Genomic DNA, 15246 nt, shown 5'->3' on the forward strand with positions numbered 1-15246 from the left:
TGTCGGAAGCGACACGGGATCAGTCCGTGACACCGAAGGGCGGCGTCGTGGAGGTGGCGGCGTTCCGGAACAGGCCGCCGGTCGCCGTCGACATCGAGCGCGCCGCGCCGTTCGGGTGGTGGGCCGCGATCGTCATCGCCCTCGTCGCGTTCGTGGACCGCGTGGAGGTCAACCTGATCGCGGGCGCGCTGCCCAAGATCCAGGACCACTTCGGCTTCAGCGACACCTGGGCCGGCGCGATCCCGACCGCCGCCTCCCTCGCGGGCGCCCTCCTCGTGCTCCCCGCCGGCCGCCTCGCCGACCGGGCGCCCCGCGTCGTGACGATCTCCGTCGTCGTGCTGATCTGGGCGCTCTGCTCGGTCGCGAGCGGCCTCGCGACCTCGTTCCTGATGTTCTTCGTCGTCCGGGTCCTCATCGGCAGCGCCGGCCAGCTCTACAACCCGCCGGCCTCCTCGCTGCTGGCCGACTACTACCCGGGCCGCAGCCGTTCCAAGGCGTACGGCTTCGAGCGCGCGGGCTACTACATGGGCCTGCCCGCCGGCGTCATCCTCGGCGGCGCGATCGCCGACGCCTACGACTGGCGCACGGTCTTCTTCGTCGCCGCCATCCCCGGCGTCCTCGTCGCCGCCCTCGTGCTGACGGTCAAGGACCCGATCCGCGGCGTCGGCGACCGGATCGAGCAGGCCCGGCTGGGCGACGGCCGGGTCGCCGAGACCCAGCACGTGGTCGACACCCGGTCCATCTGGGCCCAGACCGCCGACCTGCTGCGCATCCCGACCCTGCGCGGCGTGACCGTCGCCCTGGCGATGCTGTCCCTGGGCGTCGCCGGGCTGTTCTACTGGATGCCCACGTTCCTCGTCCGCGTCGAGGGCGTGAGCGAGGCGACCGCGTCCTCCCTCGCCGGGGCGGTCGGCGGCACCGGCATCGTGGTCGGCATCGTGCTCGGCTCGAAGTTCGGCGACAAGTACCACGGGCTGCGGCCGGGCTGGCGGATCCAGGTCTCCGCGATCTTCCTGCTCGTCGGCGGGCTCGGCCTCCTCGGCGCCGTCGTCCTGCCCGGTGTCGCCGTGCGCAGCTCGATGATCGCGCTGGCCTGCGTCGGCTTCGCCGCCGCGATCCCGAACATGACGGCAGCCAACGCCGACGTCGTGCCCGCCAACGGTCGCGGCATGGGCTTCGCGGTCCTCACCTTCCTCGTCACCCTCGGCGGCTCCGCCGGACCGCTGCTGATCGGCGTGGTCTCCACGCTGCTCGGCGACGTCTTCGACCTCGATAAGGCCCAGTCGCTGCAGTACGCGATGCTGACCCTGCTGCCGCCGGTGTTCATCTGCATCGGCGTAGCGGCCCGGATCCGCAAGACCTACGACGCCGACGCCCAGGCAGCCCTGGCCGGCTAGACCCGCTTGTGCGCGCGGCCCCCGAAGTGCAGGTACGTCGGCGCTGCTGACTCGTCGACCGGGTTGAAGAAGACCGCCAGCAGCGCGGCGTCGGCGATCGGCAGGTCGAGCAGGAACGAGTCGTCGCGCTCGACCCGCACCAGCGGCAGGTCGTTCATCGGCGGCATGTCCCCGAGCTCCTCACGCGTGATCATGAAGCTCGCGACCAGGGAGCCGTCATCGGCCGCGGCGACCTCGAGAGCGACACCCTCACGGGAGTAGGTGCCGACGTACCGGCTCGGGTCGGCGACCACCTGCGAGTCGAGCGGCTCCGGGTCCTTGCGGAGCGTGGCGCCGAGGCGCTGCTCGAACAGCCAGTCCGCCAGCTCGCGGTACATCGTCAGCGCGCTCTCGACGTTGGTCTGCAGGCAGAAGCCGAAGCGCTCCTCGGGCGCGATCCGCATGAAGGCGTTCTGCCCGAGCGAGTTGCCGTCGTGGCCGATCACCCTCACGTCGCCGACATGGTCGAGGATCCAGCCGAGGCCCCACGACTCCCCCAGCACGGTGTCGTCGACGAGGTCGATCTGCGGCACCTGGGCCGCCGCCACCAGCTCGGCCGACAGCAACCGGGTGCCGTCCGCGGCCACGCCGCCGTCGAGGTGCAGCTTCGCGAACCGGATCACGTCGCCGGCGCTGGCGACCAGCGAGGCGCCCATCGGGCCGCACGAGCGGTAGAGCCCCCACTGAGGGCTGACCATGAGCGAGTCCGGGTCCTCCGGGTTCGGCACGTGGCCGACGGAGTTCGGGTGCCCGATCACCTCCTCGGCGAAGACCACCGAGCTCTGCAGGCCGAGCGGGTCGAGCAGCCGCTCGCGCAGCGCGGTCTCGAAGACGGTGCCGCCGACGACCTCGACCAGGCGACCGAGGATCGAGTAACCGCTGTTGCTGTAGCTCCAGATCCGCCCGGGCTCGGCGATCTGCGGCAGGTCGCGGATCTCGTCCAGGTAGCGCGGCAGCGCGTCGTCCCCGCGACCGGTGTCGATGAAGACGTCGCCGTCGAAGCCGCTGCTGTGGCGCAGCAGGTCGCGCACCGTGACGGTGTCGCGCGCGTGGACGTCGCGCACCTCGAAGTCCGGGAGGTAGGTCTTCACCGGCCGGTCGAGGTCGACCTTGCCCTCGTCGGCGAGCATCAGCACGAGCGTGGCGGTGTAGAGCTTGCCGATCGACCCGGGCAGGAACAGCGCGTCGGTGCGCACCGGGCAGCCGGTGCGGATGCTGAGCACCCCCGCGGCCACCTCGGTGATCGTGTCGCCGTCGAGCACCGCGAGCTGCGCGCCGGGGACCTGGTGCTTGTCGATGAGCTCGACAAGCAACTTCTCGAGATCGGGCTGGGTGAGCGACACGGTTCCTCCTGGGGTGCGTACCTACAGTGTAGGTACTGTTAACCTACAGCGTAGGTTTGTCAAGGGAGGCGATGTGGCACTGACCCGGGAACGGATCCTCGAGACCGCGGTCCGGCTCGCCGACCGCGACGGCCCGGACGCGGTGACGCTGCGCAAGATCGCCGCCGAGCTCGGCGTGCACGTCACCTCGCTCTACAACCACGTCCCCACCCGCGACGCGGTCACCGACGGGATCGTCGAGCTGCTGCTCGACGAGGCGAAGCTGCCGACCGGACCGGTCGCGTGGGACGACTGGGTGCGTCAGTACGTCGACGGCGTCGTCGGGATCGCCGCCACCCACCCGGGCGCGTTCCACGCACTCCAGCAGCGACCCGTCCAGGGTGCCCGCGCGGCGGCGTCGTTCGAGGTGGCGATGGCGGCGTTCACCGAGGCGGGCTTCAGCACCAGCGACGGCTTCGCGGCGATCAAGTCCGCGTCCTACCTCGCGCTGATGATCGGCATGGAGCGCAGCATGGTCGCACGCGGCGAGATCCTCGAGACCCATCTCGACGAGCTGCCCGAGGAGTCGTTCCCGCTCGTGCGGGCCATCGAGAAGGACGTCGCCGACTACGAGTACGTCTGGACCTTCGGGGTCGAGACGCTGATCGCAGGCCTGCGCTCCCGGCTGGCCTGAGCCGGTCGCCCGGCACACCGACGACCGCCTGGTGGCGTTCGGCCACCTGGTGAGGGTTCAGCCCCAGTGACGTACGACGGCGGTGCCGGTGAGACCCGGGACCACCTCGCCCGACGCGACGTGCGCCCACCGACCGTGGTCGGTCCAGAGCACGTCGACGTCGTTCGGGAAGGTCTGCTCGGCGAGGTCGACGTGCACCGACACCGACCCGGACATCCGGTCGCTCGGCGCGCGGCTCAGGTCGACGGTGACGGGCGCGGTGCTGATCGCGCCGGCGTCGTCGGCCGCACCGTCGGTCCAGCCGCCGCCGGGGCCGGAGAACCACACGAGTGCGCGGGTGCCGTCCTCGACCGAGGTGGCCGACCGCGTCGCGCGCGGCTCGACGAGCAGGTACGAGCCCTTCGGGGCCGTGTGGCCGCTGATCGACAGCGCGCCCGCGAGGATCACCATCTCCTCACCGGCCGGCTGGTGGCCGACGGCGTCGCGGCTCCATGCCGGCGGGAACTCGACGAGCACCGTGCGGGTGTTGCGCTCCGCGCTCGCGTGCAGCATCACCATCCGGGCCGGCTTGTCCGAGCCCGAGATGGCGTGCTCCGTCCAGCTGAGGTCGCCGTTGAGGTCGGTCGTGGTCATCTGGTCGCTCCTGAGGTCTGGCCTGAAGTCAGGTAGTCGACGACGTCCGCCTCGGGGAGGACGTCGGCGTACTTGCTGTCGAGGTCGAAGAGGTTCTGGTCCTGCGTGGCCTGGTCGCGATCGCCGCACGCGTCGGCGGCCACGATCGGCCGGAAGCCGTGCTGCAGCGCGTCGAGCGCGGTGGCCCGCACGCAGCCGCTGGTCGAGAAGCCCAGCACGATCACGGTGTCGACGCGCTGGGCGTTGAGGGTCGCGGCCAGGCTGGTGCCGAAGAACGACGACGCGTACTGCTTGGTCACCACGACCTCGCCGGGCAGCGGTGCCGGCGCCTCCGGGAAGGCGGCGTACGGCGAGCCCTCCTCGAACACCGAGAGCCCGGGCACCTTGACCGCGAACCAGCCGGCGTCGGCGCCGCCGGGCGCGATCTTCACCGCGGTGAAGACCACCGGGTGCCCGCCGGCCCGGGCCGCGTCGACGATCCGGGCGGCGCTGGCGCGCGCGCTCTCGAACCGGCCGTCCGAGTCCGTCAGCGGCCCGTCCAGATAGGCGCGGACGACGTCGACGACCACGACCGCCGGGCGCTCGCCGAAGCCGATCCGGCCCCGGAAGCCCACGGCCTCGTAGTCGGCGTCGCGGTCCATCAGATGATCCCCCGGGCCGTGAGCCCGGCGCGGGTCGCCTCGTCGAGGCCCAGCAGCTCGCCGTACACCTCGTCGTTGAACTGGCCGAGGTCGGCGCCGGTCCACCGGATCGAGCCGGGCGTCGCCGAGAGCTTCGGGACGACGTTCTGCATCTTCAGCGTGCCGAAGGTCTGGTCGGGCACCTGGACGATCGACTCGCGGGCCTTGAAGTGCGGGTCCGCGAGCATGTCGGCGGCCTTGTAGATCCGCCCGGCCGGCACGCCGCCGGCGTCCATCATGTCGAGCAGCTCCGCCGCGTCGACGGTTGCTGTCCACTCCGAGATCAGCTCGTCGAGGTGGGTCTGGTCCTTGCCGCGGCCGACGTGGGTGGAGTACGGGTGCCCCGGCTCGGACCACTCCGGGTGCCCCATCATCGCGAACAGGCGCGAGGAGACCGAGTCCTGGTTGGCCGCGATCAGGATCAGCTGGCCGTCCTTCGTGGGGTAGACGTTCGACGGCGCCACGTTCGGCAGGATCGCGCCGGTGCGCTCGCGCTGGTAGCCGGCCTGGTCCCACTCGGTGACCAGCGACTCCATCATCGCCAGCACGGACTCGTAGATCGAGGCGTCGACGACCTGACCCTCCCCCGTGGCGTTGCGGTGCTGCAGCGCCGAGAGCGCCCCGACCGTCGCGTGCATGGCCGCGAGCGAGTCGCCGATCGAGATCCCGGCGCGCGACGGCTGCCGGTCGGGGTCGCCCAGGATGTACCGCAGGCCCCCCATCGCCTCGCCGATCGAGCCGTAGCCCGCCCGCGAGGAGTACGGCCCGGTCTGGCCGTAGCCGGTCACCCGGACCAGGATGATGCCCGGGTTGACCTCGCGCAGCCGCTCGTAGGAGAGGTTCCACTTCTCGAACGTGCCGGCCCGGAAGTTCTCGACGATGATGTCGGACTTCGCGACCAGCTGCAGGAAGAGCTCCTGGCCCTCCTCCTCGCGGAGGTTGAGCGTGACCGTGCGCTTGTTCCGGCCGACGACCGGCCACCACAGCGACGTGCCGTCGGTGCGTCCCCACTGCCGCATCGGGTCGCCGGTCCCCGGTGCCTCGACCTTGATCACGTCGGCGCCCTGGTCGGCCATCAGGGTGGCCGCGAACGGCCCGGCCAGCAGCTGGCCCGCCTCGAGCACGCGGACGCCGGCGAGCGGCCCCGGGAGTGGCGCTGGAGTCGTCATGCGCCAGATCGTATATCAGATATACCGCGCCGCGAGGCGGGTCCCGCACCCCGAAATGACGAGTCGTCCGCCTCTCACGGGCCCAGAGGCAGCCGAGAGGCGGACGACCCGAAGCGTCAGCGGGTGGCGGTGCCCTCGGTGTAGTCCGAGTCGTGGCTCTTGACCCACGCCATCAGCTTGCGCAGCTCGCGACCGGTCTGCTCGATCGGGTGCTGCTCGCCCTTCTTGCGCAGCTCGTTGAACTCCGGCGAGCCGTTGTCCATGTCGTCGATGAAGCGCTTGGCGAACGAGCCGTTCTTGATGTCGGCGAGCACGTCCTCCATGTTCTTCTTCACGTCCGGGGTGATGACCCGCGGGCCGGAGACGTAGTCGCCGAACTCGGCGGTGTCGGAGACCGACCAGCGCTGCTTGGCGATGCCGCCCTCGTACATGAGGTCGACGATCAGCTTGAGCTCGTGCAGGCACTCGAAGTAGGCGACCTCCGGCTGGTAGCCGGCCTCGGTGAGGACCTCGAAGCCGTACATGACCAGCTGCGAGGCGCCGCCGCAGAGCACGGCCTGCTCGCCGAACAGGTCGGTCTCGGTCTCCTCGGTGAACGTGGTCTTGATGCCGCCGGCGCGCAGGCCGCCGATGGCCTTGGCGTACGACAGGGCCAGCGGCCAGGCGTTGCCCGACTCGTCCTTCTCGACGGCGACGAGCACCGGGACGCCGCGGCCGTCGACGTACTCACGACGGACCAGGTGGCCCGGGCCCTTCGGCGCGACCATGAACACGTCGACGCCGTCGGGCGGGGTGATGAAGCCGAAGCGGATGTTGAAGCCGTGGCCGAACACGAGGGTGTCGCCGGCGGCGAGCTGCGGCGCGATCTCCTCGGCGTACAGCTTCCGCTGGTGCTGGTCGGGCGCGAGGATGACGATGACGTCGGCCTCCTCCGCGGCCTCGGCCGGGGTCACCACGCGCAGGCCCTCGGCCTCCGCCTTGGCCCGGCTCTTCGAGCCCGGCTGCAGACCGACGCGGACGTCGACGCCCGAGTCGCGCAGGGACAGCGCGTGGGCGTGGCCCTGGCTGCCGTAGCCGATGACCGCCACGTTCTTGCCCTGGATCAGGGACAGGTCGGCGTCGTCGTCGTAGAACATCTCAGCCACGGGGGCTTCTCCTTCTGGTTGTGGTGCTTCAGACCGCTGCGGGCGGTGCAGGGATGGACACCGGGCGCAGGTTGCGCTCGGAGATGGAACGGGAGCCGCGACCGATCGCGACCTGGCCGGACTGGACGAGCTCACGGATCCCGAACGGCTGCAGGAGCAGCAGCAGGTCGTCGAGCTTGTCGGCGTTGCCGATCGCCTGGATCGTGACCGAGTCGGGCGCGATGTCGACGACCTTGGCGCGGAACAGCTGCACGGTGTCGAGCACCTGGCCGCGCGTCTCGAGGTCGGCCTTCACCTTGACCAGGATCAGCTCGCGGTTGATCGACGCGGCCGGGTCGAGCTCGACGATCTTGATGACCTCGACCAGCTTGTTGAGCTGCTTGGTGACCTGCTCGAGCGGAGAGTCCTCGACGTTGACGACGATCGTCATCCGCGAGATCTCGGGGTGCTCGGTCGGGCCGACCGCGAGCGAGTCGATGTTGTAGCCGCGGCGGCTGAACAGGCTGGCGATCCGGGCCAGAACGCCGGGCTTGTTCTCGACGAGCACCGACAAGGTGTGGCGGGTGTTCACAGGGGCACTCATCACAGCTCCGTCTCGGCGTCGTCGTCGAAGCGCGGCGCCAGGTCGCGCGCGTACTTGATGTCGTCGTTGCTGGTGCCGGCGGCGACCATCGGCCACACCATCGCGTCGCGGTGCACCCGGAAGTCCACGACCACCGGCACGTCGTTGATCTCCATCGCCTTGGTGATGGTGGCGTCCACGTCGTCCGGGCTCTCGCAGGAGAGGCCCACGCAGCCGTAGGCGTCGGCGAGCTTCACGAAGTCGGGGATCCGCTTGGAGTGCAGGTCGGTGTTGGAGTAGCGCTCGTTGTAGAACAGCGACTGCCACTGCCGGACCATGCCGAGCGACTCGTTGTTGATGATCGCGACCTTGATCGGGATGTCGTTGATCGCGCAGGTCGCGAGCTCCTGGTTGGTCATCTGGAAGCAGCCGTCGCCGTCGATCGCCCACACGGTCGAGTCGGGGCAGCCGACCTTCGCGCCCATCGCGGCGGGAACGGCGTAGCCCATCGTGCCGAGGCCACCGGAGTTGATCCAGGTGTTGGGGTTCTCGTAGCCGACGAACTGCGCGGCCCACATCTGGTGCTGACCGACGCCGGCGGCGTACACCGCCTCCGGGCCGGCGATCGCACCGAGCCGCTCGATGACGTACTGCGGGGCCAGGCTGCCGTCGGCCGGCTTGTCGTAGCCGAGCGGGTACTTGGCCTTGACGCCGGAGATGAACTGGACCCAGCCCTCGAAGTCGCCGGTGTGGCCGAGGTCGGCCTCCGCCTTCAGGGCGACGACCAGGTCGCTGATCACCTCGCGGCAGTCGCCCACGATCGGGACGTCGACCACGCGGTTCTTGCCGATCTCGGCCGGGTCGATGTCGGCGTGGATCACCTTCGCGCCGGGCGCGAACGAGTCGAGGTTGCCGGTGACCCGGTCGTCGAAGCGCGCGCCCAGGCTGATGATCAGGTCGGACTTCTGCAGGCCGGCCACCGCGGCGACGGTCCCGTGCATGCCCGGCATGCCGAGGTGCTGCGGGTGGCTGTCGGGGAACGCACCCCGCGCCATCAGCGTGGTGACGACCGGGATGCCGGTGAGCTCGGCGAGCACCCGCAGCTCCTGCGCGGCACGGGCGCGGATCACGCCGCCGCCGACGTACAGCACCGGGCGCCGGGACTCCAGGATCAGCCGCGCGGCCTCGCGGATCTGCTTGGAGTGCGGCTTGGTCACCGGGCGGTAGCCGGGCAGGTTGAGCTCGGTCGGCCAGGCGTACGTCGTCATCGCCTGCAGCGCCGACTTCGCGACGTCGACGAGGACCGGGCCCGGGCGGCCCGTGGAGGCGATGTGGAAGGCCTCGGCGACAGTGCGCGGGATCTCGGCGGGGTCGGTGACCAGGAAGTTGTGCTTGGTGATCGGCATCGTGATGCCGCGGATGTCGGCCTCCTGGAACGCGTCGGTGCCGATCATGCTGGCGCCGACCTGGCCGGTGACCGCGACGATCGGGACCGAGTCCATGTGCGCGTCGGCGAGCGGGGTCACCAGGTTCGTCGCGCCGGGGCCGGAGGTGGCCATGCAGACACCGACCCGCCCGCTGGCGGCGGCGTACCCCTGGGCGGCGTGGCCCGCACCCTGCTCGTGGCGTACCAGGATGTGCCGGATCGAGGAGTCCATCAGGGGGTCGTACGCCGGGAGGATGGCCCCGCCCGGGATGCCGAAGATCTCGGTCGTCCCCGCGGCCTCCAGCGACCTGATCAGGCTCTGGGCGCCTGTCATCTGCTCGCTCATCGATACTGCTTCCTGTTTGTGGTGTCCATTGTCCTAGTCGAGGGCAGTCGTCGTTCCTCCGCCTGCCTTCTCCCAACAAAAAACCCCTCGGCCCGGCAGGGGCGGCGAGGGGTGACGTGCGCGCGGAGTCGCTGTTGACTCAGCTCGCACGCCGCGTGGCTACAAGAATGTCCTTGCGCATGGCACCACCGTAGCCGCCCGACCCAGCCGCCCGCACCCGAGTGCGGCACGCGTCCCAACATACAAGACGGCGGTCTCAGTCCGTGTCACTCCGCGGAGGCGGTCTCACGACCGTCCGCGGTGCACACGCAGACCTTGTTGCCGTGCCGGTCGGCGAGCACCCAGAACGCCGGGACGAACTCCTCGGTCACCAGCGTGCCGCCGGCGTCGAGCGCGGCCTGCACGCGCTCCTCGGCGACCTCGCGCGGGACCACGATGTCGAGATGGAAGCGCTGCTGCACCTCCCCCGATGCCTCGGGAGCCTCCTGGAACCACAGGGTGTTGTTGCGCCCGCCGGGATCCATGACCTCGGGCCAGCTCTGGGGCCGCTCGTAGCCGAGGACGGCCTGCCAGAACGGCAGCACCTCGTCGGCGTCGGGGACGTCCAGCGCCAGCTCCAGGGTGGACACGTCGCGCGGGGCGGACTCGACTCCGAGCTCGGCGGCGATCTCGGAGATCCGCCGCGCCAGCGCGACGTCGCGGCTGGTCACGCCGTGCACGTCGTGGCTCTGCAGGTCGACGTCGACCTGCGGATAGGTGAGCACCACGTCGGGGTGGTGGTCGGCCTCCTCGGCCGCCTCGGTGATCCGGGTGACCAGCTCGAGCCCCTTCGTGAAGCTCCCGGTCCGGAACCGGGCGTGCAGCTTCATCAGGAAGAAGCGCCAGTCGTCGAGGCCCTCAGCCGCCACGGCCGGGTAGCGCAGGACGGTCTTGGGGTCGGTCATGGGAGCACCACCTGTCCGATCGGTCCGGGGTTGTACGCGATCTCCCAGCGGTAGCCGTCGGGGTCGCCGAAGTAGCCGGTGTACCCACCCCAGTCGCGCTCCACCGCGTCGTGCACGGGTTCGGCGCCCGCCGCCCGCGCGGTCGCGAGCACGGCGTCGACGTCCTCGCGGGTCGGCACGTTGTGCGCGAGCGTGATCGGGGCGACGCCCGCGCCGCGCACGATCGGGCCGACCTCGGCCTCGAACTGCTCGTCGACCCAGAGCGACAGCACGACGTGCTCGCCGACCTGGATCATGAGCACCTCGTCGGCCACGTCGAGCGCGGCCTCCCAGCCGAGCCCGTCGACGTAGAAGGCACGGGTCCGGTCCAGGTCGCGCACCGCCAGGGTCACGAAGCTGATCCGCTGGTCCACGCCTCCACCTTGGCACACCCCGCCGACAAGGCTCCCGAGAAGTCGGGACGCCCTGCCCTGCCGGTTGGGACATCGGGTGACGGAGCCTTCCCCCATCAGTCCCCGAGCGGAGGAGATGTCCGTGTCCAGCACCGTCAGCAGCACCGTCGGCAACACCGCCACCCGCGACGAGCTCGACGCCCGCCCGCGCCGGGTCGCCCCGACCGTCGCCCGCACCTGGGCCCTCGTCGGCGCCGGGGCCGGCCTGGCCGGCATCGTCGCGATGCAGGCGTCCTTGTCCGTCGACGCCGTCTACAACGAGGAGTACGCCGGCAACGCCGAGACGATCACCGACCGGCTGGGCGACTTCGTCCCGAACATCCTCGTGCTCCACTTCGCGACGATGGCCGCGGCGGTCCTGCTGCTGGTGTTCGCGGCCGGGCTCCGGCGCCGGCTCGCGGCGCGGGCGCCGAGCGGCAGCCTGCTGCCGGGCGTCGCCGCCGGCGGCCTGCTGCTGACCTCCGTGGCCGCACTGATGGGCGGCGCCTTCACGACGGAGATCATCTTCGGGCTCGAGGAGACCGAGGTCCCGATCGACCCGGAGTTCGCCGCCGTCGTGGGGCACTGGATCGGCACGGTGCCGTGGCTGTGGATCGGCGCCGGCGTCACCGGCGTCACCGTCGCGGTCGCCGGCCTCCGGCACCAGGCGGCGCCGCGGTGGATCGGCTGGGTCGGCGCCGTGCTCGGCGGGATCACCCTGCTGTTCGGTCTCTCGCCGCTGCAGTACATGGCCGGTTTCACCGGTCCGGTGCTGGTCCTCCTGCTCGGTCTCGGCTTCGGCTTCGGGGATCGCCGGTTCCGCACGGGACGCTGACGGGTCACCTAGAGTGCCCGCTGACATGAGCGCGGACACCACCCCCTCCACCGCCCCTCCCCGACCGGTGATTCTGCTCACCGAGGGCGGGACCCGGCAGTACTCCGGTGTGGGTCGCGCCCGGGCGGCCGCGGCGATCGCCGTGGTCTCCTGGGCGCTGGCCGTCGTCGCCGTGGTGCTGATGTTCGTCGGCCGCCCGGTGATCGACGAGCTGCTCTGGTTCTTCGTGGTCGACGCGTCGGTCGCGTGCGTCTACGGCACGGTCGCGGCGGTGACGCTGAGCCGGCGCGCCCACCCGGTGCCGTGGCTGCTCGGCCTGGCCGCGGTGGGCGGCGGGCTCGCGGCCTTCGGCTACGCCTACGAGGTCTGGTCGGCCCGGCCCGGAGGCCTGGAGCCGAACGAGACGCTCGCGATGCTCCAGAACACCGCGTGGGTGCCGGGCACCATCGCGCTGTTCCTGGTCGTCCCGTGGCTGGTGCGCGACCACCCGCTCGGCTGGGAGTGGCTCGGGGTGCTCGCGGGCAGCGCCGTGACCACGGCGATCACGCTCGCGGCGGTCTTCGAGTGGGAGCAGATCCTCTCGCTCTTCCGGGTCTCGATCGGGCTCGGTCTCCTCACCGCCGCTGTCGTCGAGCTGCGGCACCGCTTCGGCCCTGCCGAGGAGCGCAACGGCCTCGGCTGGCTCGCGCTCGGGACGACGATCCTCGCGGTGTCGTTCGTCCCCGTCGTCTCGCCGCAGACCTGGCTGCCGTTCTGGACGACGCCGATCCTCCACCTCGTCTCGCAGACGATCTTCCCCGCGGCGGTGCTGGTCGCGGTGCTGCGCAACCGCATGTGGGGCCTGCGCCTGGTCGTCAGCCGCGCGGTGCTCGCCGGCCTGCTGGCCGCGGGCCTGCTCGGGCTCTACATCGTCACCACCCTCGTGCTCACCCGGCTGCTGCCGTCCAGCGACGGCCTGGCCCACCTCCTCGCCGCCGGTGCCGTGGCCGTCGCCGTGCAGCCGGCCCGGCTGGTCGCGGCGCGCCGGGTGCACGCGCTCGTGTACGGCGACGCGACCGATCCCTCACGCGTCGTACGCCGCCTCGGGTCGCAGCTGGTCGGCAGCACGTCGGTCGAGGAGCTGCTCAGCGGCGTCACCGAGGACATCGGTCGCTCGATGCGCCTGGAGTCGGTGACCGTCGACGCGGAGGGCATCGACCCGGTGCGGTGGGGCCGGCCCACCGAGGCGCCGACCAGCGTGGACCTGCGGCACCGCGGCGAGCGGGTCGGTGTGATCGAGGTGTCCCCGCTCCCGGGCGAGGCGCTGTCCGCGCGCGACCTCACGACGCTGCGCGACCTGTCGTCGGTCGTCGCGGCGGCCGTCGCGGTCGCCCGGGCGGGCGCCGACCTCGCCGAGATGCGGCTGCGGCTGGCCGCCGCGCGCCTGGAGGAGCGACGCGTCCTGCGCCGCGAGATCCACGACGGCCTCGGTCCGTCACTCGCCGGCATCCGGCTCGGCCTGCAGGGTGCCCGCAACCTGCTGGCCACCGACCCCGAGGCCGGGCAGGTGCTGCTCGCCCGCCTCCAGGACGAGGTCGACGCGGCCACGAACGGCGTCCGCAGCCTGTCCCACCACCTGCTGCCGCCGGTCCTCGACGAGCTCGGACTCGGCGCCGCACTGACCGAGCTGGCCGGGCGGTACGACGGGTCCGGGCTGCACGTCGACGTCGAGTGCGACCGGCTCGAGGGTCTCGACCCCCAGGTCGCGGCGGCGGCGTACGGGATCGCGAGCGAGGCGACGACGAACGTCGCGCGGCACGCGGACGCGACGCACTGCTGGATCTCGGCGGTCCGGCACGTCGACGGATTCCTGCTCCTCGTCATCGCCGACGACGGCCGGGGCGTCTCCGCGGACGTCACCCCCGGCGTCGGCAGCCGCTCGATGCGCGAGCGCGCCGAGGAGCAGGGTGGCTCGCTCGACGTGCGCCCCCGCCCCGGTGGCGGCACCGAGGTCCACGCCACGATCCCGCTGGAGGTCGCCCGTGCCTGAGCGGACGCTCCGGGTGGCCGTGGTGGACGACCACCCGGTGTTCCGGCTCGGGATGGTCGGCCTGCTCGCGTCCCTCGACGGGATCGAGGTGGCCGGGCAGGCCGAGAACGCCGCGCAGGCGCTGGCGCTGGTCGACGAGGCCGTCGACGTCGTGCTGATGGACCTCCATCTCGGCGACGACTCGGGCATCGAGACCACCCGCGACCTGGTCCGCAGGCTCCCCGGCCTGGCCGTCCTGGTGATCACCATGGACGAGGACGACGAGTCGGTGGTCGCGGCGGTGCGCTCCGGCGCGCGCGGCTACCTGCTCAAGAGCGCCTCGCCGACCGAGGTCGAGCGCGGCATCCGCGCGGTCGCGAACGGCGAGATGATCCTCGGCCCGCAGGTCGCGATGCGCGCGATGGCGACGCTGACGTCGGGCCGGACCGCCGTCAGGGTGCCGTTCCCCGAGCTGTCGGACCGGGAGCGCGAGGTGCTGGACCTGCTCGCGCGCGGCTACGACAACGCGACCATCGCCCGCCGGATGGTGCTGTCGCCGAAGACGGTGCGCAACCACGTCTCCAACGTGCTCACCAAGCTCGGCGTCGCGGACCGGGCGGCCGCGATGATCAAGGCCCGCGACGAGGGTCTCGGCGGGTGACCACCAGTACCAGCGCGATGACCACCGCCCGGCCGACGAGCGAGAACGCGGTGCCCTCCGGGCCGTAGTCGCCGCCGCCACTGAGGTGCCAGAGGCCACCGCTGAAGTCGTCGGTGCCGCTCATCGTGAAGCCGAGCACGCTCGACTGGACGACGTTCCACGTGAAGTGGATCCCGACGCCGAGCCAGATCCGGCCGGTGCGCAGGTACGCGAGGCCGTACATCACGCCACCCAGGACGGTGCTCAGCAGCGAGAGCGTCGTCGTGTCCTCGGTGGTGACGAGGTGCAGCAGCCCGAACAGCGTGGACGACAGCACCAGCGCGAGCGCGGCCGACTCGGTCAGCCGCACCAGCCCGCCGAGGACCAGCGCCCGGAACACGAGCTCCTCGACCACCGCCGCGACCCCGAGCACGACCAGCCCCCGCAGCAGGACGTCGGCGTGGGGCTCGAAGCCGCCCGCGTCGACGTCACCGGCCGCCGCCATCAGCGCGACGGTGACGGCGATGCCCGTCGTACCGATGCCCGCTCCCAGCAGGAGCTCGCGGCGTCTGCTCACGCCGGACACCGTAGGGCGCGTACCGTCGGGGCATGGCCGAGCACGCCGACCGCCCCGACATCGATCCGTCCGTCTCCCCCAGCGGCACCGGCTGCGTGGAGTGCGAGGAGGAGCGCGGCTGGTGGGTGCACCTGCGGCGCTGCACGCAGTGCGGGCACATCGGCTGCTGCGACACCTCGCCGTCGCAGCACGCGACGGCGCACTGGCGCGCCACCGGGCACACCGTGATCACCAGCTTCGAGCCCGGAGAGGACTGGTTCTGGGACTACACGACCGAGCGCGGCTTCCTCGGCCCGCAGCTCGCGCCGCCGCACTCCCGGCCCGACGCGCAGTCCGTGCCGGGCCCGGCCGGCCGGGTGCCCGACGACTGGCAGTCACACATCCACGAGTGACCGAGG

Annotated in this window: 16 protein-coding genes; 6 read left to right on the plus strand and 10 right to left on the minus strand. The window is 71.6% G+C overall.

Going from position 1 to position 15246, the window contains the following annotated elements; genetic code table 11:
- Positions 1 to 26 precede the first annotated feature (26 nt).
- Positions 27 to 1397 carry an MFS transporter gene (locus ABD875_RS06945; protein WP_345172582.1) on the plus strand — a complete coding sequence of 457 codons (1371 nt, stop codon included), beginning with the start codon at positions 27 to 29 and terminating at the stop codon, positions 1395 to 1397.
- Here ABD875_RS06945 and ABD875_RS06950 read toward each other — a convergent pair.
- A complete protein-coding gene (locus ABD875_RS06950; RefSeq protein WP_345172584.1) occupies positions 1394 to 2779 on the minus strand; it encodes a serine hydrolase domain-containing protein in 1386 nt (461 codons plus the stop codon). The two genes, ABD875_RS06945 and ABD875_RS06950, sit on opposite strands and share 4 nt — an antisense overlap.
- A gap of 73 nt (positions 2780 to 2852) precedes the next feature.
- On the opposite strand from ABD875_RS06950, the gene ABD875_RS06955 reads away from it, so the two are divergent.
- Entirely contained in the window at positions 2853 to 3452 is a 600-nt protein-coding gene (locus ABD875_RS06955) for a TetR family transcriptional regulator (protein WP_345172586.1), read from the plus strand.
- A 57-nt stretch (positions 3453 to 3509) separates the two neighbouring features.
- Here ABD875_RS06955 and ABD875_RS06960 read toward each other — a convergent pair whose 3' ends face one another.
- The 8 genes from ABD875_RS06960 to ABD875_RS06995 all read right to left on the minus strand — a co-directional run bounded on the left by ABD875_RS06960 (position 3510) and on the right by ABD875_RS06995 (position 10770).
- Positions 3510 to 4085, minus strand: a complete 576-nt coding sequence (locus tag ABD875_RS06960; RefSeq protein ID WP_345172588.1) for a hypothetical protein — start codon at positions 4083 to 4085, stop codon at positions 3510 to 3512.
- Complete coding sequence (locus ABD875_RS06965) at positions 4082 to 4726, minus strand: isochorismatase family protein (protein WP_345172590.1); 645 nt, start codon at positions 4724 to 4726, stop codon at positions 4082 to 4084. Before ABD875_RS06965 ends, ABD875_RS06960 begins: the two co-directional genes overlap by 4 nt.
- Positions 4726 to 5934 (minus strand): CaiB/BaiF CoA transferase family protein, encoded by a 1209-nt coding sequence (locus ABD875_RS06970; protein WP_345172592.1) that lies wholly within the window; start codon positions 5932 to 5934, stop codon positions 4726 to 4728. The genes ABD875_RS06965 and ABD875_RS06970 overlap by 1 nt, the downstream gene beginning before the upstream one ends.
- A gap of 116 nt (positions 5935 to 6050) precedes the next feature.
- On the minus strand, positions 6051 to 7079 hold the full coding sequence (gene ilvC, locus ABD875_RS06975; protein WP_345172594.1) for a ketol-acid reductoisomerase: 1029 nt from the start codon (positions 7077 to 7079) through the stop codon (positions 6051 to 6053).
- A gap of 28 nt (positions 7080 to 7107) precedes the next feature.
- Positions 7108 to 7662, minus strand: coding sequence for an acetolactate synthase small subunit (gene ilvN, locus ABD875_RS06980; RefSeq protein WP_345172596.1), 555 nt, complete (start codon positions 7660 to 7662; stop codon positions 7108 to 7110).
- Positions 7662 to 9413, minus strand: a complete 1752-nt coding sequence (locus ABD875_RS06985; protein WP_379187634.1) for an acetolactate synthase large subunit — start codon at positions 9411 to 9413, stop codon at positions 7662 to 7664. The genes ilvN and ABD875_RS06985 overlap by 1 nt, the downstream gene beginning before the upstream one ends.
- A 266-nt stretch (positions 9414 to 9679) precedes the next feature.
- Positions 9680 to 10357 carry a 4a-hydroxytetrahydrobiopterin dehydratase gene (locus ABD875_RS06990; protein WP_345172598.1) on the minus strand — a complete coding sequence of 226 codons (678 nt, stop codon included), beginning with the start codon at positions 10355 to 10357 and terminating at the stop codon, positions 9680 to 9682.
- On the minus strand, positions 10354 to 10770 hold the full coding sequence (locus ABD875_RS06995) for a VOC family protein (protein WP_345172600.1): 417 nt from the start codon (positions 10768 to 10770) through the stop codon (positions 10354 to 10356). Before ABD875_RS06995 ends, ABD875_RS06990 begins: the two co-directional genes overlap by 4 nt.
- Positions 10771 to 10891: 121 nt before the next feature.
- Here ABD875_RS06995 and ABD875_RS07000 point away from each other — a divergent pair, with 121 nt between their 5' ends.
- From ABD875_RS07000 to ABD875_RS07010, 3 genes are read left to right on the plus strand one after another with little or no spacing between them, the layout of a single operon-like run.
- Positions 10892 to 11623 (plus strand): hypothetical protein, encoded by a 732-nt coding sequence (locus ABD875_RS07000; protein ID WP_345172602.1) that lies wholly within the window; start codon positions 10892 to 10894, stop codon positions 11621 to 11623.
- Between the two features lie 25 nt (positions 11624 to 11648).
- Positions 11649 to 13652: a sensor histidine kinase gene (locus ABD875_RS07005; RefSeq protein WP_345172603.1), complete on the plus strand. Its 2004-nt coding sequence runs from the start codon at positions 11649 to 11651 to the stop codon at positions 13650 to 13652.
- On the plus strand, positions 13645 to 14292 hold the full coding sequence (locus ABD875_RS07010) for a response regulator transcription factor (RefSeq protein ID WP_345172605.1): 648 nt from the start codon (positions 13645 to 13647) through the stop codon (positions 14290 to 14292). The genes ABD875_RS07005 and ABD875_RS07010 overlap by 8 nt, the downstream gene beginning before the upstream one ends.
- Here the strand turns inward: ABD875_RS07010 and ABD875_RS07015 are convergent.
- Positions 14261 to 14848 carry a CPBP family intramembrane glutamic endopeptidase gene (locus ABD875_RS07015; protein ID WP_345172608.1) on the minus strand — a complete coding sequence of 196 codons (588 nt, stop codon included), beginning with the start codon at positions 14846 to 14848 and terminating at the stop codon, positions 14261 to 14263. The two genes, ABD875_RS07010 and ABD875_RS07015, sit on opposite strands and share 32 nt — an antisense overlap.
- 32 nt (positions 14849 to 14880) lie before the next feature.
- Here ABD875_RS07015 and ABD875_RS07020 point away from each other — a divergent pair, with 32 nt between their 5' ends.
- Positions 14881 to 15240, plus strand: coding sequence for a UBP-type zinc finger domain-containing protein (locus ABD875_RS07020; protein WP_345172610.1), 360 nt, complete (start codon positions 14881 to 14883; stop codon positions 15238 to 15240).
- Positions 15241 to 15246 lie beyond the last annotated feature (6 nt).

The organism is Nocardioides caricicola (assembly GCF_039541135.1).
GTDB classification, from domain to species: domain Bacteria; phylum Actinomycetota; class Actinomycetes; order Propionibacteriales; family Nocardioidaceae; genus Nocardioides; species Nocardioides caricicola.